This is a genomic window from Paenibacillus sp. URB8-2 (genome assembly GCF_013393385.1).
Taxonomy (GTDB): domain Bacteria; phylum Bacillota; class Bacilli; order Paenibacillales; family Paenibacillaceae; genus Paenibacillus_AQ.
The window spans coordinates 1,805,138-1,828,003 of the sequence record NZ_AP023239.1; the positions used below are offsets into that span (position 1 = coordinate 1,805,138).

Sequence of the window (22,866 nt, forward strand, 5' to 3'; positions counted from 1 at the left end):
TGCAGTGCGGATTCTCGGAGGGATCTCGAAATGAGCAACTTTACATCCACTAACCCGGCAAAAGCGATACAGCTTCGGCCGGCCAAAAATAAATTCAAAAAACAAATGCTATGGGGATATCTCTTTATCGCCCCGCCCTTTATCGGTTTAGCCATTTTTTTACTATATCCGCTGCTTTCTTCGTTCTATATAAGCTTCACCAGCTATAATTTCAGCAGCTCGCCGGAGTTTATCGGACTGGATAATTACAAGCGGATGCTTTTTAACGACGAACTGGTTTGGAAAACGCTGGGGAATACATTCTATGCGGCGCTGGGCGTTCCAATCGGCATGGCGGTTTCCCTGCTTATCGCTATTTTGCTGAATCAAAAAATTAAAGGCAGAAACTTTTTCCGCCTGATGTTCTTTCTTCCCACCATTTGTTCCGTCGTTGCCATCACCTTGATGTGGCAGTGGATTTTCAACTCCGATTACGGCCTTCTGAACTATTTCCTGAGCCTGTTTCATATTCAGGGCCCCGCCTGGCTGACGGATGAACACTGGTCCATGCCCGCAATGATCATTCAAGGGGTATGGGGCGGTCTCGGCGTTAACATCATTCTGTATCTATCGGCGCTGGGCAACGTTCCGACGTAGCTGTATGAAGCCGCCACGGTGGACGGGGCGGGCAGTTGGATCAAGTTCCGCCATATTACGCTGCCGGGCATATCGCCGATCACCTTTTTCATATTGGTCACTTCGCTGATCGGGGCTCTCCAGGACTTCACTCGGTTCATTATTATGACCGCCGGCGGACCGAACTATTCTACGACCACGATTGTCTATTACCTGTATACGACCGCATTCCAATACAACGATATGGGCTTCGCTTCTGCAATTGCCTGGTTTGTAGGCTTCATCATTATGATAATTACCTTGATCAACTTTTTGGCTTCCAAGAAATGGGTTCATTACAACTAGGGTGAAAGGAGGATAACCATGAGCAGTCTTAGTGCAGGCAATCAAAATTATTCAACCGGCCGGAGATTCACTCTGAAAAGCGTGCTCGGAAAAGCGGCTTCCTATATTTTGCTGACTATCGGCGGACTTATTATGGCTCTGCCGTTCTTATGGATGCTGTCCACTTCCTTGAAGGATGAAGGCTCGATTTTCTCGATTCCGCCGCAATGGATTCCGAGTCCGGTAATGTGGGAGAACTATCGTCTTCTGTTTGAAAAAGTGAATATGGGCCGCGGCTTCCTTAATACGATGATGATCATCGTTCCAACAATAGCCATCGGGTTATTCGTGTCGGCTCTGTCCGCCTACGGTTTTGCCAAACTGAAATTTTTGGGCCGTGATAAGTTGTTTACTGTTCTGCTTGCGACTGTAGTCATCCCGGGGACGGTAACGATGATTCCCGCTTTTATCATGTTCAAGAACTTCGGCTGGGTGGACAGCTGGAAGCCGCTGATGATTCCGGGCATGTTCGGCGCTCCAATAGTCATCTTCTTTCTGCGGCAATTTTTTATGACCATTCCGGATGAACTGGAAGAAGCCGCGCGTATCGATGGAATGAATCCGTTCGGCATTTTTCTCAAAATCATGGTCCCCCTGGGTAAACCTGCCATTATGACTCAGGCCGTACTCTCGTTCAATGGATCCTATAACGATTATCTCGGACCTTTGATTTATTTGAATTCCCCGGAGAAATGGACGCTCCAACTGGAATTGGCTTCGCTTACTTCTTATTATGCCTCGGAATGGACCTATATTATGGCCGGCTCGGTTCTGGCGCTGCTGCCCACCCTGCTGATGTTTGCCTTCCTGCAAAGATATTTTATCGAGGGGATCGCGCTGACGGGCATTAAGGGCTGAGTGATCAAAAATAAAAAAACGAATGAGGAGAGAAACTGCGATGAAATCAAATGTAATAATCAACGCCGATATTTCCAAAGGGAAAATCAATAAAAATATATACGGCCAGTTCGCGGAACATCTGGGCCGCTGTATCTACGAAGGGCTGTGGGTCGGACAGGACTCGCCCATCGAGAATACGGAAGGCATACGCAATGATGTGATCGCGGCGCTGAAAAAGTTGAGTATACCGGTGCTCCGCTGGCCGGGAGGCTGCTTTGCGGATGAATACCACTGGAAAGACGGTATCGGTCCGAAGGAAACGAGAAAAAGAATGGTCAATACGCACTGGGGCGGTGTGGTGGAGAATAACCACTTCGGGACGCATGAATTTTTCAAGCTGTGCGAAATGCTGGATGCAGAACCGTATATTTGCGGGAACGTGGGCAGCGGAACCGTTCAGGAAATGTCGGAGTGGGTTGAGTACATGACATTTGGCGGCGAATCGCCGATGGCCAATTTACGCCAGGCGAATGGAAAAGAGGAGCCCTGGAAGCTGAAATACTTTGGAGTGGGCAATGAGAACTGGGGCTGCGGAGGCAATATGAGGCCGGAGTATTACGCCGATCTTTACCGCCGTTACCAGACTTATGTCCGAAACTATGGGGATAACCGGATCTTCAGAATCGCCGGCGGCGCAAATGTGGATGATTACCGCTGGACAGAGGCGCTGATGCGGGAGGCGGGCCATCTGATGGACGGACTGAGCCTGCATTATTATACTATTCCCGGCAAATGGGAAGACAAACGGCACGCGCTTGGCTTCGACGAAGCGGAATGGTTTGAGACGATGCAGAAATCGCTTTATATGGACGTACTGATTACCCGCCATTCCGCCATTATGGACCGCTATGATCCGGACAAGCGCGTAGGTTTGATTATAGATGAATGGGGCACCTGGTTCCTGGCCGAGCCTGGAACTAATCCCGGCTTCCTGTATCAGCAGAATACGATCCGCGACGCGCTTGTGGCTGCGCTTCATCTTCACATCTTCCACAGCCATAACGACCGGGTCCAAATGACTAATATCGCCCAAATGGTCAACGTGCTTCAGGCGATGATCCTGACGGAAGGCTCGAAAATGGTCCTGACCCCGACGTACCACGTATTTGAGATGTTCAAAATCCATCAGGATGCCGAGGCGCTTTCCGTTGAAACGGCCAGCGGCAGCTATGAGTGGGATGGCGTGTCCATTCCGCAGGTTAGCGTATCCGCCTCTAAGGCGCCAAGCGGAGATATCCATATTAGTCTCTGCAATACGGATCCGAATAATGAAGCGAAGATCACAACGCAGATTAGAGGAATCGAAAGCAGGGGCGAGGCCGAAGGCGTTATTCTTGCCGCTGCAAATATGCAGGCGCATAACACGTTCGAAGATCCCGAACGGGTCAAGCCGGAAGCCTTTCACGGCTTCAAGAAAGAAGGCGGAGTTCTGGAAATTACACTGCCCCCGATGTCTGTAGCCGTCATCAAACTGTAACCGGCATCGCTTTCCGGCTTGCCCCTCATGCTTCGGCTGGGCCCGTCTTCAGTCTGAAGCACGGCTCATTCCACGGGAAGATGCGTTAATTAGTGATACAAAGGAGATACCCTATATGACAAATACAGAATTTAGCAATCCGCTGATCGAACAGCGCGCCGATCCTTGGATCTACAAACACAGCGACGGCTATTATTACTTTACCGCTTCGGTTCCGGAGTACGACCGGATCGAAATCCGCCGGGCGCGCACCATCGAAGGACTGGCGTCGGCGAAGCCGGCAGTCGCATGGCGCAAGTACAAGGACGGGCCGTGTAGCGCAAATATCTGGGCCCCGGAAATTCATTATACGGACGGCAAATGGTATATTTACTTCGCCGCCGCCCGTACTACGGAGACCACTGATGGATTGTTCGATCACAGGATGTATGTGCTGGAGAACGATTTCGCGAATCCGCTGGAAGGAAACTGGACCGAAAAGGGCCAGATCAAGACGGCCTGGGAATCCTTCGCGCTCGATGCGACAACGTTCGAGCATGCCGGCAAGCTGTACTATGTGTGGGCGCAAAAGGACCCGGACATTCCCGGAAACTCCAACCTGTACATCTCGGAAATGGCCGATCCATGGACGCTAAGAGGCAGGCAGACCATGATCGCTAAGCCGGAGCATGCTTGGGAAATGATCGGCTTCAGCGTAAACGAGGGCCCGGCGGTCTTGAAACGGGGGGGCCGCATCTTCATCAGCTTTTCTGCCAGTGCGACCGATTTCAATTACTGCATGGGGCTAATATGGGCGGACGAGAACGCCGATCTGTTGGACGCTTCGTCATGGACGAAGCTGCCGCAGCCCGTCTTTCAGACGAACGAGGAAACGGCGCTGTACGGACCGGGGCATAACAGCTTTACTGTAGGTGAGAGCGGAGAGGATGTGCTGATCTACCATGCGCGGAGCTACAAGGAAATTCAGGGAGATCCGCTGTACGATCCGAACCGGCATACCCGTGCGCAGGTATTCGGCTGGAACGAAGACGGTATGCCTAATTTTGGGGTGCAGATCCCGGAGGGCGGCATCAAGCGGTAAGTCCACGTTCTCTCAAGGGCTTTAAGAGGCGGCCGTTTGACTTGCCGGATGGCTTAAGGGGAACAACAAAAGAGGCTGTCCCGAGTGTCATCATGGATGACTGGGGGACAGCCTCGTGGTTATTTCTAAGATTCGGCTTTCGCCGCCAAATGCATCAATTAATCTTGAAGGGAGGGATGCAGGCTCTCCTGCTTGCTGCTATGCTTGTTCTCCCACATCGCTTCGATTTCTTCGAGTGATTTGCCTTTCGTCTCCGGAATGACGCCCCAAGTGAAGAGGAAGGTAAACAGGGAGGTTGCACCGAAAATCCAGAACGTTGCACCAGGTCCCGCGGAAGCAAGCAGCGGCGGGAAGGACTGAGACACCGCGAAGTCGGCTCCCCAAAGTGCCATCGTGGCGACCGCTGTGGCCAGGCCGCGTATCCGGCTTGGGAATATTTCGGAAAGAATCACCCAAACCACCGCTCCGAGCGAAATGGCGAAGGAGGCGACATAAACGAGAATGCAGATCAGTACGATCGGACCGTCCGTTTGACCGGTATGGAAGGCGAAGCCAATGATCGTCAAACTGATTGTCATAAAGAACGAACCGGCCAGCAGCAGCACCTTGCGTCCGAGCTTATCTACAAGCCACAGGGACAGTGCGGTAAAGATCAGATTGACAAGCCCGACCATAATGGTCTGGGTGAGGGAGCCGCTCGTTCCAGCTCCGGTCTGGCGGAATATTTCCGGCGCGTAATACATAACCGCGTTGATTCCCGTAACTTGCTGGAGCATAGCGACGACAATGCCTACAATAAGAACGGTGCGCAAAGCCGGAGTGAATCTCCGTCCAGACGAGGCAATCGACGCTTCCTCATCCTGTTTGAAGGTCTGCTTGATGTCCAGAACTTCTTTCTTAGCCAGCTCTTCCCCGTGAATCTTCAGCAGAATGGGCAGAGCCTCTGCGGCTCGGCCTTTCTTGATCAGCCATCTTGGGCTTTCCGGAACAAGAAACAGCAGAACCAGGAACAGCAGTCCCGGCACAATGCCGGCTCCGAACATAATGCGCCAGCCGGTGGAAACGTCCCATGCATCGTTGCCGAGGCTAGATACGCCAAAAGCCAGGAAAGAACCGATGAGGATGCCCGATACCACCGCCATTTGGGTCATGGCGACCAGTCGTCCACGGTATTTGGCGGGCGCGATTTCCGCATTATAGAGCGGGCAGAGCGTTGATGTAATCCCGATGCCAACGCCCTCGATCATGCGGGCCAGGATGAAAATCTCCAGGTTCGGCGAAATAGCGGAAACGAAAATTCCGGCGGTATACAATACCGCAGCCGCAAGCAGCACCTTTTTTCGGCCGAACCGTTCACCCAACATTCCGGAGACTGCCGCTCCGGCCATACAGCCGATAATCAGGCAGGATACCGTCCAGCCGAGCATGAAGTCGCCCAGCCCAAACCGGGCGCGCAGGAACCCGTTTGCTCCCGACATGACCGCCGTATCGAATCCGAACAAAAATCCGCCAAGAGCTGCTACCATGGATACAAGCAGAACAAATTTAATGCTGCTCTCCGCTTCTTTTGCCGGATTGTTCAATAGAGTACTCATATATTTACCCCTCTCCAAGCCATTTCGTAATTATTGAATCACAAGACGTTATAAGACTAATTGCTTAACCTCTGTTTCATTGCGGTATGAAAGCGGATGCCTCTTTATGGAGGGCGGCGCTGTTCATAATTGAATTATAGCATTGCCCAAAACTGCGCGGCTGATCAATCCCCTGCACGATTTTGTCCTCTTTTGCGCATTTCTTTAAGGTGGAGCGGGAAAGGCCGAAGAGAATGTCGAACCTAGCATTATGTTGTCATCTGCACACAAAAAAGTCCACACCTGACGGCATGGACTTGAGCTTAATGGTTCTGGTCGCGGTATTCGCTTGGAGTGATTCCGGTTACCTTTTTGAATACCCGGCTGAAGTAGTTCGGATCTTTGTAGCCTGCGAGAAAGCAGATTTCTTTAAGGCTGAAATCTCCGGCCGCAATCAGTTCCTTGGCTTTGCCGATTCTGAGGCCGGTTAAATAATCGATAAAGGTCTCGCCCGTGAGCTGCTTAAAGATTTTGCTGAAATAAAAAGAATTCAGATGGACGTGATCGGCAACCTCTTCCAGCGAGAGTTCCTCCGTGAACCTTGCGCCGATGTAGCCTTTCGCCTTGTCCAGCACGCTCATCGTCTGCTGCTCCCGCTCCTCCCTTATACGCTGGAGAGCCGCAACGACATAGGAGCGCTGGCCTGCCCGGTCAATTGCCGCCGGGTTCCCGCCGTTATGATCGAGCTGCTCTTTCTTCAAATCGCCGAAGCGGCATACCCCGCCGCTGCGCTCGACGAGAGTGGAAGCGAACACGGCTTCAAAATAGGATTCATGAAGGCCTTCGGCGCCTTCGCGGATCGTGCCGATCCCGACCGCTGCGGAAAGTCCGAGATGCTGCTCTGCGTGGGAGCGCAGCTTCTCTCCGTATTGAAGCGCCTCCTCACCGAATTCCGCTTCCTGCATGCCCGGAGGTATTCGCAGGAATATCGCGATATGGCTGTCGATGAGGGAACTCGAAATGGAGCTGCCAAAGGTTCTGACAAGACTGTGGATGATGCTGTACGCCCGCTGCCTGCCGATATTCGCATCGTCGTTGAATGCGACGACAAGCCCAAATCCCCGGTCAAGGGGGAATTCCAGCCATTCGGAGAGCTGCAGGCTGTCTTCATCAGCGGCTTTGTTCATCATCAGGAGAAGAGCGAGCTCATTCTCGGCAAGCGGCATAAGCTGCGACATCCGGTCGCGTATTTCCAGCTCTTCCTCGCGTTTGGCCTTTTCCTGATCCAGTTCTTCCACCAGTCTTCGCAGCAGGGATACCAGTTCCTCCCGCTTAGCCGGCTTTACGATATATTCCTTGACCCCCAGCGATATGGCTTCCTTGGCATAGGCAAAATAATCATAGGCGGTCACCAGCACCAGCTTGGCGTCCGGCATCCTCGTTTTGATCTCCCTGAGGGCCTCCAGACCCTGAATGCCGGGCATATTGACATCCATAAAAATAATATGGGGCCGCTGTTCCTCGGCAAGTCCGATGGCCGTCCTTCCGTTCTCGGCGTGAATGATCCGGAACGTTCCCGGCATCGCCCGCCGGATAATCCACTCCAGCCCCTCGCGCTCAAGCGCCTCGTCATCTGTTATCATCAGCCGATACACTGTTTATCCCGCTCCTTCTCGCCGGAATTGTTAGCATTACGGTGGTTCCTTTTCCCGGCTGGCTGGAGATTTGCACTAAATCTTCCCGCTCATAGACGAGCTCCAGCCTTCTGAACACATTTCGGATGCCGAGACCGGTGGAGCGTGCCCCGGGCTTCGCCTGTGCCACCGTCTCCGGCCCGAGAGCCCCGGGCGCATGTGCCGCAGGTGAACGGCTCAGCAGGGCTGTCCGTATATCCTCGGTCATTCCCTTGCCGTTATCAGATATAATAATTTTCGTTTCCGCCGGATCTTCGCGAACGATAAGAGAGATCACGGCTCCGCTCTCCATATGAGCGATACCGTGGACGAACGCATTCTCGATTATAGGCTGAATAGTCAGGGAGGGCACCCGGACATCAAGGGCCTTGTCTTCTATATCGAGGCGGAATTCCACTCGGTCGCGGAACCGGGCCTGCTGCAGCCTGATATATTCCTTCACATGTTCCAGCTCGCTGCGCAGCGGCACTTGACGATCCAGATTCTGCAGATTGTAGCGCAGAAAGCTCGACATCGAGACAATCAGATCACTGGTCTGTTCCGCCTCCTCCAGCAGAGCAAGCTTCGAAAGAGCGTTAAGCGTATTGTATAAAAAGTGAGGATTGATCTGACTCTGCAGCGCCCGCAGCTCCAGAGTCTTCACCAGTTGCTCCTTCTCGGCAATCTGCCTGTCCTTTTCAATCGACTCCTTGAGACCCGCCAGCATTTTGACGAAGGCGGTGGAAAGGGCCGCAAGCTCATCCTTGCTTTCTGAAGGAAGAACGGTATCCAGGTTCCCCTTGGATACCGATTCTGCCGAACGGACCAGAGCGCTGACAGGAACCGTAATGCTGCGGGAAATCCAGAGCGCAACCACGATGCTGAGCGTCGTGATCAGAGCGAATACGGCAATGCCCAGCTTGTAAAGATGCGCATTGTCCGCCTGAATGCTCCGATACACGGGCCGGTAATAGTCCAGTTCGTCTTCAACGAGCCGCTGGCCTTCGCTCCGGATAAAGGAGGCGGTCTTTTCGGCTTCAAGGTAGTGCGCGAACGCTTCCGACGCCTTGCCGTTCTCGGCTGCGGCGAGCGACTGCTGCTCAAGCGACAGCAAAGTTTGAATCATATTCCCGTACCCGGTCAATAAAGAGGCCAGAGGAGGGGCGGCGCCCGTATCCATCAGGGAGGAATGAAGCTCCGATATGAGGGTGAGCTTCCCGGCCGCCGCCGTTTTCGTGTCCTCTTCGGGGTGAAGCAGATATGCATACACCGCCTTCAGGCTGTCCTCGGATGCAGCGGCGGTCTCTTTGTATTTGAGAACCCTGCCCATAATCAGGTCGTAGCTTTCCTGAACGATCGTTCCGCTCTGAAACAAGAAATAAGTCACCAGATTCATCAGCAGAACGAGCAGGGGGATAAAGATCAGCAGCTTGCTGCGTATACTCATGGCGCACTCTCCCCTGAGGATTCAGTTATGCCGCTGCCGCCCAGCGGAGAAATGGATGTAAAGCGGACATCCGGCACGGTTTTCTCGCGGAAATAATCATTCAGCAGGGTCACGGCCTGGGCTCCCATTTCCAGCGGCTGCTGGACAAGGGTCATCTCGATCAGTCCTTTGCGCACGGCTTCCCTGGTTTCCGCCAGATCGTCGAAAGCGAACAGCAGCAGCCCTTTTTTCCCCAGCCGCTGAGCCGCGTCCATGGCGCCGAGCCCGTCCAGGGAACTGAATCCCACGACAGCCTTCATCTCGGGATGGGCCGAAAGGAGGCTTCGGGTCTGCTCCGAGGCCTGAAGCCGCGAAATATCGGAAGACCGGACATCCGCAATCTTCAGTTCCGGATATTCCTGGACAACGCTGCGCAGACCCTCCAAGCGGAGCCGCTGGCTGTCGGCCCGGGCCGTTCCGACAAGTACGCCGATCGTACCTTTGCCGCCTGTGGCTTCGCCCACCAGCCGGCCCATCTCTTTACCGGCCGCCAAGTTATCCGTACCGACGTAGAACAGCCTGTGGCTTCCCGGTTCATCGGCGTCGACAGTAACGACGGGAATGCCGAAGGACTCCGCCCGGTCGATCAGATTCCGAGAAGCGCTCTCTCCGCTGCCCTGCACGATAATGGCATCGGGCCGCGCAGCAATCGCCCGCTCCAACAGCGACAGCTGCTCCTCCGGATTAATCCGGACGGGCCCGGTGTATTCGAGATTCATATCGAATTTTCCAGCCGCCTGCCGCGCCCCCTGCTCGATGGAGCGCCAGAAAGGGTTGTCGAGCTCCTGGGAAATAAAGATGACCCGCCGCGAAGAGGCCGACTGGGCCTGCCCCGGCAGCAGCGAGTCTACCTGCCGCTGCAGCCGGTTCGTCGAAAGAATGAATTGGGCGAGCGTATATAAAAATCCGCATAGTAATATCAACAGGGCGATACTCCACTTCCGTTTAAGCATCCAAGATCTCCTTATACACAAGTTGTAATCCCATTCAGGTTAACCCTTATTATACCGAAGACTATGCCGGCTCCCAAATGAAAAATTACGCAGGCGATCCGGATTCAAATGCAGAACGGCCCGCAGCAGAGACCTCTTATATCTAAGAGTCCCGCTGCGGGCCGTTATTTCAATCTATATAAGAACTTTGGATCAAGGAATATATTGCTGAACGATAGAAGTCACTTTGCCGTCCTCAACCGTGATGTGGTAAGGGAACTGGCTCAAGTCGACCACATCTGCGTTGCCGAATTTCTTCAGAAATGTATCCCGGTCGACGGCTTCATTCCAGTGGATATCCAAATCTTCGGGATTTCCGGTATGGTCGAAAATTTGCATCTTAATGCTAACATTGTCCGCCAGCGGATACCCGGTCAGCGTATCGCTGTCATTCACAATATAATAACCATCCGGCGCTCCGCCCAGTTCCGCGGCGGCTTCCGGTTCCCGCTCCGCAAAGAGGCGGTCGGCGTCGGCTCCTTCGTACCAGTTAATTTCATCCGCTGTCAGGATCACCTGATTTCCATCCTGCTCAAGCGAATGAATATACACAGTCAATTGCTGCGCCGGTCCGCTGCTTTCGGCAACTGCCCGGGTTCCGGCTGTGCTTGACGTATGGATGAGGGAAAAAAACAGCAGTACGATAAAAGGCACTACAGCAGTCTTTTTCAATAACATGATAAATCTCCCCCCTTGACTCTATAAAGCACAGTATAAGGCTATTTACCCACTGTGTTCTTTCTCAAACGATTCTATTTATACAATTAACGGATTAGACGAAAAAAGGTTGCAGAAACCCTGCGGCAACTTCGGCGTTTTGGAAAAAGAGAATATTATTCCTTGTTGAAGCGCTGATGATCTTTCCTTTTGTGCGGCACCGCCCCACACGCGTCGGGATCTTCTTCTGAATGGCTTCATCGGTGGATTGATGCTCAATTCGGTCGTTCTCTGGTGCCTGCTGTGCGCCGAATCACCGGCCGTTTTTCCGAAAAAAATCTTTGCCCTTTGGGGCTGCGCTGCCTTATCATCAATATCGGAGCAAATTAAACGTAAAGGTACGGGAGACGGCATGAAACTATATCTGGAAATTCCGGAGCTCGACAAGCATTTTCCTTTCCGCAGCTTTGTGACCAAGGGGGACCGGCTGTGCTACCCGCACTGGCACAAAGAAATTGAAATCATTTATGTGGTTAAAGGGAGTGTGGATCTTGGCATCAACGATGTTCCGATCCATCTGAGTCAGGGAGAAATCCAGTTCGTGGACAGCGGGGACGTTCATTACTTTCTGGCTTCCCCGGACAGCGAGCGGGTGGTCATCCAGTTTGATTTAAGCTTTTTTCAGGAAGTTTCGGTTCATGACGCCAAGGAACATTCGCTGCGCGACGCCTTTGACACCATGGAGCATTCAGGTCGGAAGTGGCCAGGGGAGGTGGCGGACAAAATGCGGGTGCTTATCGAGAGCATTCACGAGGAGAACAAGGGAAGGGCGGACGGGTACGCATACCTGATCAAAGCCCGGCTGTTTGAGATACTGACCTTGATCTTCCGCGAGGTTCCAAAGAGCGGCAAGCACCGCCAACCGAAAATATCGGAGGAATCGGCCACTAAATCCAGGGAAACGCTGGAGAAGCTGGAGCGGATTTTTAACTATGTCGAGAATCATTACCGCGAAGCGATCAGTTTAAAGGAAGTCGCACAGTATATGGGCTTCAGCCCTTATTATTTTACCAAGCTGTTTAAACGAAATACGGGCATGACCTTTGTGTCCTTTCTGAATGAATACCGGCTGAACAAGGCCAAATGGATGCTGCTGAACGGAGACGCGCCGATTACGGAGGTTGCCGAGGCTTCGGGCTTCGGGAGCGTGAAGACATTCCACCATTTTTTCAAGGAAGCAACGGGCATTTCTCCGCTGAAATTCCGCAGGACAATATACGGGAATAATTCGGCTAGAATGTAGGAAGAAAGGGCCTTCCCCAAGTTGTATGATAGGTGATGTAAACGATTAACTCGTACGCGTTCAACGTTGAAAGTATGATTCACAGCACTCGCTGCCGATAAAAACACCGCTGTTAATACATAGTTAAAGAGTTGCAGGCGTACTTGAGGACAGGAGAGAGAAAAGGCATGGTCAAAGTAACCGTATGGAATGAATACCGCCATGAGCGGAACGATAGCAAAATCGCCGCCGTATACCCGGAGGGCATTCACAACCAGATCGCAGGCTTTCTGAAAAAAGAGGGCATGGACGTTGCAACGGCAACCCTGGATGAACCGGAGCACGGGCTTACGGAGGAAGTGTTGAATAATACCGATGTTCTCGTCTGGTGGGGCCATATCGCCCATAAAGAAGTAAGCGACGAGATCGTGAACCGAGTCCATCGGCGGGTTCTTCAGGGCATGGGGCTTGTCGTACTGCACTCCGGACATATGTCGAAGATTTTCATGAAGCTGATGGGTACCAGCTGCGATCTGAAATGGCGGGATGTCGGGGAGAAGGAACGCCTGTGGGTCATGAACCCGAGCCATCCGATCGCGGAAGGCATCGGTGAATATATCGAGCTTGAGCAAGAGGAAATGTACGGGACTCACTTTGATGTGCCTGCGCCGGAGGAATTGATCTTTGTCGGCTGGTTTGAAGGCGGAAACGTATTTCCTAGCGGCTGCACCTACCGGCGCGGGAACGGCAAAATCTTCTACTTTCAGCCGGGACATGAAGCGTATCCGACCTACTACCATCCGGAAATCCAGAGGGTCATCGTCAATGGCGTGCAGTGGGCCGAGCCGACAAAGCGAGCTTATCCGGTCTACGGCAATTCCAAGGAATTGGAGACGATTAAACGGGAAGTGCTGCTTTAGAGCTAGAGGAATGGAAGGAGCCGGCCGGGGATATTCCCTTGGACCGGCTTTTTTGTGCGCTGTGTGGGCAGCGTGCGCTCCATGCGGCTCTGTCCATTCCATATGCTCTGTGCGCTCCATGCGGCTCTGTCCATTCCATATGCTCTGTGCGCTCCATGCGGCTCTGTCTGTTCCATACGCTCTGTACGCTCCATGCGACTCTGTCCGTTTCCATATGCTCTGTGCGCTCCATGCGACTCTGTCTGTTCCATACGCTCTGTGCGCTCCATGCGACTCTGTCTGTTCCATACGCTCTGTGCGCTCCGTCCCCTCCTTGCGATTATGGCGCATGAACCGCTTTAGGGCGGTGCAGGAATAAGGCGGAAGATGGTATACTTACTTAAGCATTGAATTGAATCTACTATTTTGAAGAAAACAGGCAGGTGTGTTTCATTGACTCTTAAAGCTTCAAACTCCAAATGGCGTGCGGACAAGCTGTCTAGTCTCGGCTCCTCGATCTTTCAGGAAGTTGCAGGCTGGAAAAACGAAGCGGCCGCAGCGGGCATTGATATAATGGATCTCGGCATCGGCAGCCCGGACCGCGGACCGACAATTGAAATCCGGCGGGCGCTCAGCGAAGCCGTCTTGAAGGAGGACGGCTACTCGTACCCTTCCTCGGAGGGCGGGCTTGCCTTCCGCCGGAAAGCCTCGGACTGGATGCGTTACCGGTTCGGAGTCGAAGTCGACCCCGAGACCGAGATGCTGACGCTGATGGGCTCCCAGGACGGGCTGGCGCATCTGGCGCTGGCGGTATGCAATCCCGGCGATTTGGCGATTGTGCCGGACCCGGGATATCCTATTTATTCCGGAGCGCTGGCCATCGCCGGAGTAACGCCGTGGCCGCTTCCGCTGAAGGCGAAGAACGGCTTTCTGCCCGATCTCGGAGCAATCCCGGAAGACGTGCTGGAGCGCGCGTCTTTTATTCTGCTTAACTTTCCCGGCAATCCGGTTTCGGTTCGGGCGGATGAGGCTTTTTTCGAGAAGCTGGTCGCATTGGCCCGAAAATGGAACCTGCTTGTCGTGCACGATCTCGCCTATTCCGAAATGGGCTTTGACGGTTACCGGCCGATCAGCATTCTGCAGGTGCCCGGCGCGCGGGAGACAGCAGTCGAATTTCATTCCTTCTCCAAAAGCTTCAACATGGCCGGCTGCCGCATCGGCTTTCTAGCCGGGAACTCCGAAGCCGTAGGCGCTTTGCGGAGCCTAAAGGGCAACATCGACTACGGCGTCTTCGAGCCCGTGCAGGAAGCGGCCATCGCCGCGCTGGAGCAGGCGATGGGCTCAGACGCCGGCGAGGGCGTCGGGCCGCTGTACGAGCGGCGGCGCGATGCCTTCATCGGTGCGCTGCGCGATGAAGGCTGGCACGTGCCGAAGCCTGCGGCGACGATGTTCGTCTGGGCGCCGCTGCCCGGTAGGGCGGCTGCGGCCGGCTTCGACTCGCGCCGCTTCGCCCGCGAGCTGCTGCTGGAGACGGGCGTCGCCGTCATCCCTGGCGACGCCTTCGGCGCGGAAGGGCGGGGCTTCGTCCGCATCGCGCTTGTGCAGGAGGCGGAGCGCCTCGCCGAGGCGGCCCGGCGGATCGGGCGGTTTCTCCGCGCCAAAGGGCTGGCGGAGTAGGGGCTGTGCACGCCACGGGTCGGTCGGCGCGAGTCTGGGAGCGGATTGGATGGAGGCAGGCGCTGACCGATCTGGTTAGCGCCCCGACGCGTGGGAGGGGCGATAGCGCTGACTCAGCCGGCTCCCGAAATGACCAGGTGGAATCTCTATAGAAGCTAGAAACTATGAACGGGAATTTCTCCCTCATATTTTCCCAATAAGGCTTGAATCAGATGGATGAACCGGAAACCTTCCATCTTATTCGGCCTGTTTCTGGGAAAATGATCTTAATCGATCTAATGTGGGGGAGAAATTCCCGCTTATTTATGTATTGGGTCCCTTATTAGCAAATAAAGGGGAGAAATTCCGGTTTAGCGGCAACGAGCGCCGCGCCGGGGCTCGGGCTCCCCGGGCTCCAGCCCCGCCGCCGCGTCCGTAGGCCGCAGGGGCTGAGCGCCCCGCTGCCGCTCCCGCCCGCTCCCGCCCGCTCCCGCCCGCTCCCGCTTCTGCACCGCGCCGCTCACCGCCTCGCCTCTACGCTGCCCCGCGCCCCGCTGGCCGTCGCGCTCTGCTCGAACGCTAACGCTGCGCGCTCTCTCGCTGCCCCGCTGGCCGTCGCGCCCTGCTCGAACGCTGCGCGCTCTCACTGTCGCACCGGCCCACACTCGGCTTCCTACCGCCTCGCCTCGCTTCCCCGCGTCTCGCGTTCTTGCGTGCCCACGCTCTTGCGCGCCCCGCTGGCGGTCGCGCCCTGCTCGAACGCTGCGCTGTCGCACCAGCCCACACTTGGCTTTCTACCGCCTCGCCTCGCTTCCCCGCGTCTCGCGCTCCTGCGCGCCCCGTGGGCCGTCGCGCCCTGCTCAAACGCTGCGCGCTCTCGCTGTCGCACCGGCCCACACTCGGCTTCCTACCGCCTCGCCTCGCTGCGCCTCGCCTCGCTGCGCCTCGCCTCGCTGCGCCTCGCCTCGCTGCGCCTCGCCTCGCTGCGCCTCGCCTCGCTGCGCCTCGCCTCGCTGCGCCTCGCCTCGCTGCGCCTCGCCTCGCTGCCGCGCTCTTGCGCGCCCACGCTCTCCCGCGCCGCCCCTGCCGCTCCTTACAGCGGCAGATCGCGCCGCTTGAACAGAACAATGCCCAGGCCGAATGAGAGAAGGCCGACGGCCAGCAGCACAAGGGAGATTCGGCCCCATTCCGCTTGACCCGCGACGATCTCGCTGGGGCGGTACAGGGTGAAGAGCGTCAGGGACTTCATCCAGCTCAGCTTGTCGCTGATTTTGGCGACCAGGTCGATGGTGAAGAAGCCGAAAGCGATAAGGCCGGAAATGCCGAGCGCCTTTTTCTCGTCATTGGACAGGCAGGACACCAGAAAGGTCAGGCCACCGATCGCGAAAAACAGCATGAAGGCGACGAGGTTCAGTTGCAGAAACCGTTCGCCGTTAAAAGGGTAGGAGTCGCCAAGAAACCAGGCTTCTCCTAAAAAGCCCGCCAGCGTTGTTACGCCCACAATGACGATCAGGGACATAATCAACACAAGCGCCTGGGTCGTTGACACTTTGGCGCGGGTGGTTGGAGTGGACAGCAGGTAGGCCATCGAGCCTTGGTCAACCATGCCGGCCATCAGCCGGGTCGACATCTGCACGCAGACAATGGACAGGATCAGCACCAGTATGAGGCCGTAATATTCGCCCGATATGAACGCTTCCGCACTGGCGAAGCCGCTGTTCAGGCCGAACGCGTTGTTCACGCCCTCCGGCATGGACTTTACAATATCGTTCAGCGCCTGCGTGTTTTTCGCGATGCCCGGGTACAGCCAGATGATCAACAGGATATAAAAAGCGGAGCCGAAGGCGTAGTTCATCATGCCTTTGGCATTCACTTTAATCATTTGTTTAAATAATGGGAAATTCATGGCTGTTGTTCCTCCCGGTCATAATAATCCATAAAAATATCCTCCAGGTTCTGGGTGAATACATCCATGCTGCGGATTCGGTATTTCGCCGCTTCCTCAATGAATGAATTATAATTGCCCCGGATGGCGACCCGAACGCGGAAATCGTCATAGTTCTCGACGGGCAGACCGGAGGTGCGGAACCGGAGCGCGTCCTCCTTGTTCTCGAAGACGACGTCGAACAGCTTCCGCTGCATCGACTGCAATTCGTGAATATTTTTCACGGCGACGAGGTTGCCGTCCTTAATGATAGCAGCCCGGTCGCAGGTCCGCTCGATTTCGGGAAAGCTGTGCGACGACATCAGGAAGGTTGTGCCCCGCTGCTTTTCTTCCAGCACCAATTCAATGAATACCTTCTGCATCAGCGGGTCCAGACCGGATGTGGGCTCATCGAGAATAATCACCTTCGGGCTGTGCATGAACGCGGCGACAATGCCGACCTTCTGCTTCATCCCCTTTGACATTTTGCGGATCGGCGTTAGCGCGTCAAACTGAAGGCGCCGGATCAGCTCACCGCGCTTTCCTTTGTCCTTCAAGCCCTGCATATCCGCCATAAAATCAAGGAAGGCGATTCCCGTCATCCCGTCGACGAAGGCGATTTCCCCCGGCAGATAGCCAACATGCTTTTGCACCGTTCCCTGCGCTTTCCACACATCAAGCCCGCATATGGCCGCGTGTCCCCGGTCGGGCTTCATAAAGCCCATAAGATGCCGGATGGTCGTCGATTTGCCGGCTCCGTTCGGTCCGAGAAAGCCGAACACCTCTCCTTTGTTTACCGTAAAAGAAATATCGCGTATCCCTTTTCCGTTTGAAAATGTTTTGGTCAACCCTTGGACAGTAAGCATACTGCCACCTCCGACGTAAAATGATGAAATATTTTTAGTGATATATTTCATGTGTTATAATAGTCCCGACAGACGCTGACGTCAATAGATTTATGAAATTATTTATATAATATATTTCATTAATTACATTTCTATATCCGATATTGCCAGGTTAGGGTGGAAAGACAGATGACTAAAATCAACGGTTTTGAGAAAAGAGCGGCCAAGATCAGGCGGAAAATCATGAAGACGACGATGGAAATGCTGAAAACGTGGGAGCCCAAGCGGATGCGGATCGCGGATATCGCCAAAGCGGCGGGCGTCTCGCAGGTCACGATCTATAATTATTTTGGCAGCAAGGAGAAATTGCTGGAACAATCCTTTAAAGACTATATCGATCAGTCAATCGACGGCTTCGAAAAATTCATGCAGGAAAAGCCTTCGGTCAAGGATTTCGTGAAATATTCGATTGACCAGGAAAAGGCGCAGTATTCCGTTTTGTCACCGTCACAGATCAAAGAACTTATGGTCGACGATCAGGAAATGTTCGGCTACATTCAGGAGCGTTACGAGAAGACGGTGCTTCCACTGATCGTCAGACTGGTGGAGGAGGGGAAATCAAGGAATGAAATATCGCCGAAGATTTCGTCAAATTCCGTCCTGATATTCATGAATATGTATATGCAGAGCGTCGGAGATTTGCTGGAAGTCGCGCGCAAGCAGGATAATATGGATGTTTTTATTGAGGAAATGACACATTTGTTCTTTTACGGTCTCTGCGGCCGGGAGGATTGAAGCCGGAGACGGGGCGTGGTTTGTCCAGCGGCTGCGGCCCATTGTAAAATAAGCTCAGCACTATGCAAACGGCTTCAGACTAAATCCGGCAAAAAAGGACGGGATGAAGGATGGAATTTCGCATAGAAAAAGACACGTTCGGCGAGCTGCGGGTGCCTGAGGACAAGTATTGGGGCGCCCAGACTCAGCGCAGTCTGCAAAATTTCAGAATCGGCGGCGAGAAAATGCCACTTGAAGTGATTTACGCTCTGGCGCTCATTAAAAAGGCGGCGGCGAAGGTGAACGCAGGACTCAGCCTGTTGCCGGAAGCCAAGGCGGATGCCATTGTCCGCGCGGCCGATGAAATCATGCAGGGGACGTATGATGAGCATTTTCCGCTTGTCGTTTGGCAGACGGGAAGCGGAACGCAGACCAATATGAATGTCAATGAAGTGATATCCTACAGAGGCAGCGAGCTTCTGCGGTCTGACGGATCGGAAGCGGTCATCCATCCGAATGATGATGTGAACAAAGGACAGAGCTCCAACGACACCTTTCCTTCAGCGATGCATATCGCCGCCTTTTTGGCGGTAGAACATAAAGTGCTTCCGGCGCTGAACCGGCTCAAGATCACGCTGGAACAGAAAGCAGACGAATACCATTCGTTGATCAAAATCGGACGCACGCACCTTCAGGATGCGACGCCGCTGACACTGGGGCAGGAAATAAGCGCCTGGGCCGCGATGCTGGAAAAAGGCGAACGATTTATTTCGGACAGCGCCCGGTCTCTGTTCGAGCTGGCGATCGGAGGGACGGCTGTCGGAACCGGCCTTAACGCCCACCCTGAATTTGGGGCCAGGGTCGCCAGGGAAATTGCCGAGGAGCTTTCCTTCCCCTTTGTTTCGGCTGATAATAAATTTCACGCCCTGACGAGCCATGACCAGATTGTTCATGTTCACGGAGCGCTGAAGGCGCTGGCCGCCGATCTCATGAAGATTGCGAATGATGTCCGCTTTCTCGCCAGCGGTCCCCGCAGCGGCATCGGCGAGCTGCTTATCCCGGAGAACGAGCCGGGTAGCTCGATTATGCCGGGCAAGGTGAACCCGACGCAGAGCGAGGCGATGACTATGGTCGTCTGCCAGGTGCTGGGCAATGACGTGACGATCGGGATGGCGGCCAGCCAGGGCAATTTTCAGCTTAATGTATTCAAGCCGGTCATTATTCACAGCTTCTTGCAGTCCTGCCGCCTGCTGGCGGACGCCATACAGTCATTTGAGGAGAATTGCGCCCGGGGCATTAAGGCGAACGAGCCGGTCATTCAGCGCAATTTGCATAACTCTCTGATGCTGGTGACGGCTCTAAATCCGCATATCGGCTACGAGAAGGCGGCGCAAATCGCCAAGCTAGCGCATAAGGAAGGCCTTACGCTGAAGGAGGCCGCGCTGAAGCTGAAGCTGCTGACGGAAGAGGAATTTGACCGGATGGTGAAACCGGAGAACATGGTCTGACTTAAAGCGTAAATCATGCAAAATAGTTCATGAACACAAAGCCGGTCCACTTTGAGGTAAAAGGGGGCCGGCTTTTCCATTGCGGTTCGAGATGCTATGCGGGGCAAGCCGAATCCGGCGTGGCTTGGCTGTATTCTGAATTAGGTTGTTTGCCGCACGCTATATTGAGATAGTTACTCTTGTTTACTAAACAAACTATGAGACTTTAGTTATATTGGATATCTGGTTTAGGCATTTTAGAGCATGTTACATATATTTATGGGAATATTCGAAAAAAGTATTGCAATGAAAGCGTTATCTTGTTAAGATGAAGTGCTGATATTAGTAAACATTAACTAAACAAACGGTTCGCTACGGGAGGATGAACAATGACGACGATTCGCGATATTGCGCGCAGCGCCAATGTATCCATTGCGACGGTATCCAGAGTACTGAACGACGATTTGTCGCTATCCGTTACGGAAGAGACGCGGCGGAGAGTCTTCTGCACAGCCCGGCAGATGAACTACGATTTTTCCAAGCGCAGAAAAAAACCGGCTTCAGATGTACTGGAACCGCAGCAAGCCAAAGTCGGGCTTCTCGTTTGGTATCCGCCGGAGATTGAGAACGAAGACCCTTTTTACCTGTATATCCGGCAAGGAGCCGAAAAGCAGCTGACAGAGCTCGGCATTAAAGTGATCCGGAGTTTCCGCTTAAACGGTCAGTCTCCAAAGCAGGCGATGGACGATCTGGACGGAATGATTGTCATCGGCAGTATCCTGCCGGAGGTCATCGAGCGCATGTATCCCCGGAAGGATCGGACCGTCTATATCAACTATTCGCCGGATGAAGAACAGTACGACTCGGTCGTATTCGATTTTCAGCGGGCGACGGAAAAGGCGATGGATCATTTTTTACGAAAGGGTTATGAGCGGATCGGCTTTATCGGCGCCAAGGATTATGTTCACGGCCTGAACAAGGAGAAATTCAACAAGCCCGAGCTGCGGCTCCTGAACTACGAGCGGATATGCAGGGAGCACGGGATATACAATCCGGACGACGTCTACTTGGGAGATTGGACGATGGCCGAGGGCTACAAGATGATGCAGACCGCCATCGCAAAGGGCGACTTGCCCCGGGCGTTCTTCATCGCCAGCGATCCGCTTGCCATCGGTGCAATGAAAGCGCTGTTAGAATCCGGAATCTCCATCCCCGGCGAGGTGGCGCTGATCGGCTTTGACGATATTGAAATGGCTTCTTACGTCAATGTCCCGCTGACTACGGTCAAGATCCACACCGAGCAGATGGGGCGGACGGGAGTCAGCCTGCTGATGGAAAGGCTCAGTGGAAGAAGCATCCCGGTCAAGACGGTGGTCCCCGCGCGGTTTGTGGTAAGGCAGAGCTGCGGAGGACCTGAAGCAAGCCAGACTTAACAGTCTGGAATATGAAAGGGGTGATGCCGAAATAGACTCGTTAATACGCGGCGTTAGTGCAAGCGGGGCAGGATAACAGAAAGATAAATCACGTAAAAACGGAAAACGCAAAAAAAGAAAAGCACAAAAAAAGAAAAACACAAAAAGAGACTCCGATAAAGGAGTCCAAAAGAAAAAGTCACAATCGAAGTATACTGGACGGCGAATCACCCGTCAAACTGTCGCAAAGCTCTTACATTCATTAGAACAAGGAGGCTTACATTCATTATGAGAAAAGTGAGAGCGATTTCAATAACCTTGGTGCTGATGTTGATGATTTTAGCCGGCTGTTCCTCCAGCGGAAACGGCGGGAATGCATCCGGCAATTCCAGAGGCTCTTCAGGCGGCGATGTGACGCTGACGATCTACACGACAACCAACGATACGGCGGCTCAGGATACGATGAAGTCCATTACGGACGCCTATACCGCCGAGCATCCGAACGTGAAGTTCGAGTGGCAGTTCCCCGCCAACGATTACGAGAATATTCTCAAAATGAAAATGGCGGGCAACGACATGCCGGATATTTTTGATACCCACGGCTGGTCGAAGGTGCGCTACAACAACTTTGTGGCAGACCTAAGGGATCAGGAATGGGTTCCCAATCTGTCTGAATCGATGAAGCCGATCGTTACCGACGATCAAGGCAAGGTCTACGCGCTCCCGCTGAACGCGGCGAAAGACGGCATTACGTATAACAAAGGAATTCTCGATCAATACGGCATTGAGGTGCCGCAGACGCTGGATGAACTGATTGCGGCCGGTGAAAAAATCAAAAAAGAGAGCAATGGTGAAGTCACTCCATTCTTCTTCTCATCCACGGACCCCGCCTCGCTCGCCCAATACTTCGATATGATGGCAACGCCGCTGCTGGTCAGCGCGGAGAAGAACCATGCGCAGGAACTGCTGGACGGCACCTTTGACTGGAATAACTGGACGCTGCTTCCGGCCAAATTCAAGGAAATGTACGACAAGGGCCTGATGAACGAGGATGTATTCACCATCCGCACGAGCGACCGTCCGCAGCTGTTCGCCGAAGGCAAAGTCGCGTTCAGCTTCAGCGCTCCTACCTTTATTCCCGATGCGCTGGCGATCAATCCCGACCTGAAGGTGGGCATTATGCCGCTCCCATCGATCGTGCCGGGCGACACGCCGACCTTCTCCGGCGGCGAACGGTATACGATGGCGGCCTGGAAGGACGGCAAGAATCTGGATATCGCCAAGGATGTCATCAATTTCTTCGGCAAGCCCGAGAACCTGAAGAAAATTGCGGAAGTGACCGGCACCCCGTCGGCGATGAGCAACATTACCCCGGATCTTGGCATCTACACCGAATACTATGAAAAATATAAAGACACCCGGGTATTCCCGTATTTCGACCGCGTGTACCTGCCGAGCGGCATGTGGGACGTCATGCAGACGACTTCCGCCGAAATTCTCAGCGAAACGATGACGCCGGAAGAATCCTCCCAGTTCTACAAGCAAGAAGTGGAGCGTCTCAAGAGCCAGCAGAAGTAGGCGTTAATGCTTAAACGTTAATCCCTTTTATTAACTTCGGCACATTTGGGCGCCGCGAGGCGCCCTTCAATCGATAGGGAAAGGGTGATGAATGATGGGTATGAGCCGCAAGTCTCTGGACGGGCCGAATCCGGCCGCGACGGCGCAGGGACAGACCGAGGTTTCCCGCA

General features: G+C 54.0%; 19 protein-coding genes. 12 read left to right on the forward strand and 7 right to left on the reverse strand.

Annotated features, from left to right (window positions below):
- Positions 1-30 precede the first annotated feature (30 nt).
- The 5 genes from PUR_RS08335 to PUR_RS08350 all read left to right on the forward strand — a co-directional run bounded on the left by PUR_RS08335 (position 31) and on the right by PUR_RS08350 (position 4,457).
- A complete protein-coding gene (locus tag PUR_RS08335) occupies positions 31-636 on the forward strand; it encodes a carbohydrate ABC transporter permease (protein WP_232101767.1) in 606 nt (201 codons plus the stop codon).
- Entirely contained in the window at positions 637-960 is a 324-nt protein-coding gene (locus tag PUR_RS26005; protein ID WP_269474723.1) for a carbohydrate ABC transporter permease, read from the forward strand.
- A gap of 18 nt (positions 961-978) precedes the next feature.
- Complete coding sequence (locus tag PUR_RS08340; RefSeq protein ID WP_179034845.1) at positions 979-1,857, forward strand: carbohydrate ABC transporter permease; 879 nt, start codon at positions 979-981, stop codon at positions 1,855-1,857.
- A gap of 40 nt (positions 1,858-1,897) precedes the next feature.
- Positions 1,898-3,376 (forward strand): alpha-N-arabinofuranosidase, encoded by a 1,479-nt coding sequence (locus PUR_RS08345; RefSeq protein WP_179034846.1) that lies wholly within the window; start codon positions 1,898-1,900, stop codon positions 3,374-3,376.
- Positions 3,377-3,491: 115 nt separating this feature from the next.
- On the forward strand, positions 3,492-4,457 hold the full coding sequence (locus PUR_RS08350; RefSeq protein WP_179034847.1) for a glycoside hydrolase family 43 protein: 966 nt from the start codon (positions 3,492-3,494) through the stop codon (positions 4,455-4,457).
- Between the two features lie 158 nt (positions 4,458-4,615).
- On the opposite strand, the gene PUR_RS08355 is transcribed toward PUR_RS08350, so the two are convergent.
- From PUR_RS08355 to PUR_RS08375, 5 genes are all read right to left on the reverse strand, one after another.
- Complete coding sequence (locus PUR_RS08355; protein WP_179034848.1) at positions 4,616-6,052, reverse strand: sugar porter family MFS transporter; 1,437 nt, start codon at positions 6,050-6,052, stop codon at positions 4,616-4,618.
- 302 nt (positions 6,053-6,354) lie between these two features.
- The gene (locus PUR_RS08360; RefSeq protein WP_179034849.1) at positions 6,355-7,686 is read right to left on the reverse strand and encodes an AraC family transcriptional regulator; all 1,332 of its coding nucleotides are present in this window, start codon (positions 7,684-7,686) and stop codon (positions 6,355-6,357) included.
- Positions 7,661-9,151: a sensor histidine kinase gene (locus PUR_RS08365; protein ID WP_179034850.1), complete on the reverse strand. Its 1,491-nt coding sequence runs from the start codon at positions 9,149-9,151 to the stop codon at positions 7,661-7,663. Before PUR_RS08365 ends, PUR_RS08360 begins: the two co-directional genes overlap by 26 nt.
- On the reverse strand, positions 9,148-10,143 hold the full coding sequence (locus PUR_RS08370; protein ID WP_179034851.1) for a sugar-binding protein: 996 nt from the start codon (positions 10,141-10,143) through the stop codon (positions 9,148-9,150). Before PUR_RS08370 ends, PUR_RS08365 begins: the two co-directional genes overlap by 4 nt.
- A 192-nt stretch (positions 10,144-10,335) precedes the next feature.
- A complete protein-coding gene (locus tag PUR_RS08375) occupies positions 10,336-10,860 on the reverse strand; it encodes a hypothetical protein (protein WP_179034852.1) in 525 nt (174 codons plus the stop codon).
- A gap of 391 nt (positions 10,861-11,251) precedes the next feature.
- On the opposite strand from PUR_RS08375, the gene PUR_RS08380 reads away from it, so the two are divergent.
- The 3 genes from PUR_RS08380 to PUR_RS08390 all read left to right on the forward strand — a co-directional run bounded on the left by PUR_RS08380 (position 11,252) and on the right by PUR_RS08390 (position 14,697).
- Positions 11,252-12,142: an AraC family transcriptional regulator gene (locus PUR_RS08380; RefSeq protein WP_179034853.1), complete on the forward strand. Its 891-nt coding sequence runs from the start codon at positions 11,252-11,254 to the stop codon at positions 12,140-12,142.
- 167 nt (positions 12,143-12,309) lie between these two features.
- The gene (locus PUR_RS08385; RefSeq protein WP_179034854.1) at positions 12,310-13,041 is read left to right on the forward strand and encodes a ThuA domain-containing protein; all 732 of its coding nucleotides are present in this window, start codon (positions 12,310-12,312) and stop codon (positions 13,039-13,041) included.
- A 432-nt stretch (positions 13,042-13,473) separates the two neighbouring features.
- Positions 13,474-14,697: an aminotransferase class I/II-fold pyridoxal phosphate-dependent enzyme gene (locus PUR_RS08390; RefSeq protein WP_179034855.1), complete on the forward strand. Its 1,224-nt coding sequence runs from the start codon at positions 13,474-13,476 to the stop codon at positions 14,695-14,697.
- Positions 14,698-15,769: 1,072 nt separating this feature from the next.
- On the opposite strand, the gene PUR_RS08395 is transcribed toward PUR_RS08390, so the two are convergent.
- Positions 15,770-16,582, reverse strand: a complete 813-nt coding sequence (locus PUR_RS08395; RefSeq protein WP_179034856.1) for an ABC transporter permease subunit — start codon at positions 16,580-16,582, stop codon at positions 15,770-15,772.
- Entirely contained in the window at positions 16,579-17,466 is an 888-nt protein-coding gene (locus PUR_RS08400; RefSeq protein ID WP_179034857.1) for an ABC transporter ATP-binding protein, read from the reverse strand. Before PUR_RS08400 ends, PUR_RS08395 begins: the two co-directional genes overlap by 4 nt.
- A gap of 168 nt (positions 17,467-17,634) precedes the next feature.
- On the opposite strand from PUR_RS08400, the gene PUR_RS08405 reads away from it, so the two are divergent.
- The 4 genes from PUR_RS08405 (at position 17,635) to PUR_RS08420 (ending at position 22,696) form a co-directional block, all read left to right on the forward strand.
- The gene (locus PUR_RS08405; protein WP_232101769.1) at positions 17,635-18,240 is read left to right on the forward strand and encodes a TetR/AcrR family transcriptional regulator; all 606 of its coding nucleotides are present in this window, start codon (positions 17,635-17,637) and stop codon (positions 18,238-18,240) included.
- 110 nt (positions 18,241-18,350) lie between these two features.
- Positions 18,351-19,727, forward strand: coding sequence for a class II fumarate hydratase (gene fumC, locus PUR_RS08410; RefSeq protein WP_179034858.1), 1,377 nt, complete (start codon positions 18,351-18,353; stop codon positions 19,725-19,727).
- Between the two features lie 368 nt (positions 19,728-20,095).
- Positions 20,096-21,139: a LacI family DNA-binding transcriptional regulator gene (locus PUR_RS08415; RefSeq protein WP_179034859.1), complete on the forward strand. Its 1,044-nt coding sequence runs from the start codon at positions 20,096-20,098 to the stop codon at positions 21,137-21,139.
- A gap of 267 nt (positions 21,140-21,406) precedes the next feature.
- Positions 21,407-22,696: an ABC transporter substrate-binding protein gene (locus PUR_RS08420; RefSeq protein WP_179034860.1), complete on the forward strand. Its 1,290-nt coding sequence runs from the start codon at positions 21,407-21,409 to the stop codon at positions 22,694-22,696.
- Positions 22,697-22,866 lie beyond the last annotated feature (170 nt).

Bases quoted from the DNA above. Each gene is read 5' to 3' on its own strand.
- PUR_RS08420 (WP_179034860.1), top strand. From the start codon at position 21,407: ATGAGAAAAGTGAGAGCGATTTCAATAACCTTGGTGCTGATGTTGATG.
- PUR_RS08370 (WP_179034851.1), bottom strand. From the start codon at position 10,143: ATGCTTAAACGGAAGTGGAGTATCGCCCTGTTGATATTACTATGCGGA.
- PUR_RS08400 (WP_179034857.1), bottom strand. From the start codon at position 17,466: ATGCTTACTGTCCAAGGGTTGACCAAAACATTTTCAAACGGAAAAGGG.
- PUR_RS08340 (WP_179034845.1), top strand. From the start codon at position 979: ATGAGCAGTCTTAGTGCAGGCAATCAAAATTATTCAACCGGCCGGAGA.
- PUR_RS08335 (WP_232101767.1), top strand. From the start codon at position 31: ATGAGCAACTTTACATCCACTAACCCGGCAAAAGCGATACAGCTTCGG.
- PUR_RS08380 (WP_179034853.1), top strand. From the start codon at position 11,252: ATGAAACTATATCTGGAAATTCCGGAGCTCGACAAGCATTTTCCTTTC.
- PUR_RS08355 (WP_179034848.1), bottom strand. From the start codon at position 6,052: ATGAGTACTCTATTGAACAATCCGGCAAAAGAAGCGGAGAGCAGCATT.
- PUR_RS08375 (WP_179034852.1), bottom strand. From the start codon at position 10,860: ATGTTATTGAAAAAGACTGCTGTAGTGCCTTTTATCGTACTGCTGTTT.
- PUR_RS08365 (WP_179034850.1), bottom strand. From the start codon at position 9,151: ATGAGTATACGCAGCAAGCTGCTGATCTTTATCCCCCTGCTCGTTCTG.
- PUR_RS08345 (WP_179034846.1), top strand. From the start codon at position 1,898: ATGAAATCAAATGTAATAATCAACGCCGATATTTCCAAAGGGAAAATC.
- fumC (WP_179034858.1), top strand. From the start codon at position 18,351: ATGGAATTTCGCATAGAAAAAGACACGTTCGGCGAGCTGCGGGTGCCT.
- PUR_RS08385 (WP_179034854.1), top strand. From the start codon at position 12,310: ATGGTCAAAGTAACCGTATGGAATGAATACCGCCATGAGCGGAACGAT.
- PUR_RS08405 (WP_232101769.1), top strand. From the start codon at position 17,635: ATGACTAAAATCAACGGTTTTGAGAAAAGAGCGGCCAAGATCAGGCGG.
- PUR_RS08395 (WP_179034856.1), bottom strand. From the start codon at position 16,582: ATGAATTTCCCATTATTTAAACAAATGATTAAAGTGAATGCCAAAGGC.
- PUR_RS08415 (WP_179034859.1), top strand. From the start codon at position 20,096: ATGACGACGATTCGCGATATTGCGCGCAGCGCCAATGTATCCATTGCG.
- PUR_RS08350 (WP_179034847.1), top strand. From the start codon at position 3,492: ATGACAAATACAGAATTTAGCAATCCGCTGATCGAACAGCGCGCCGAT.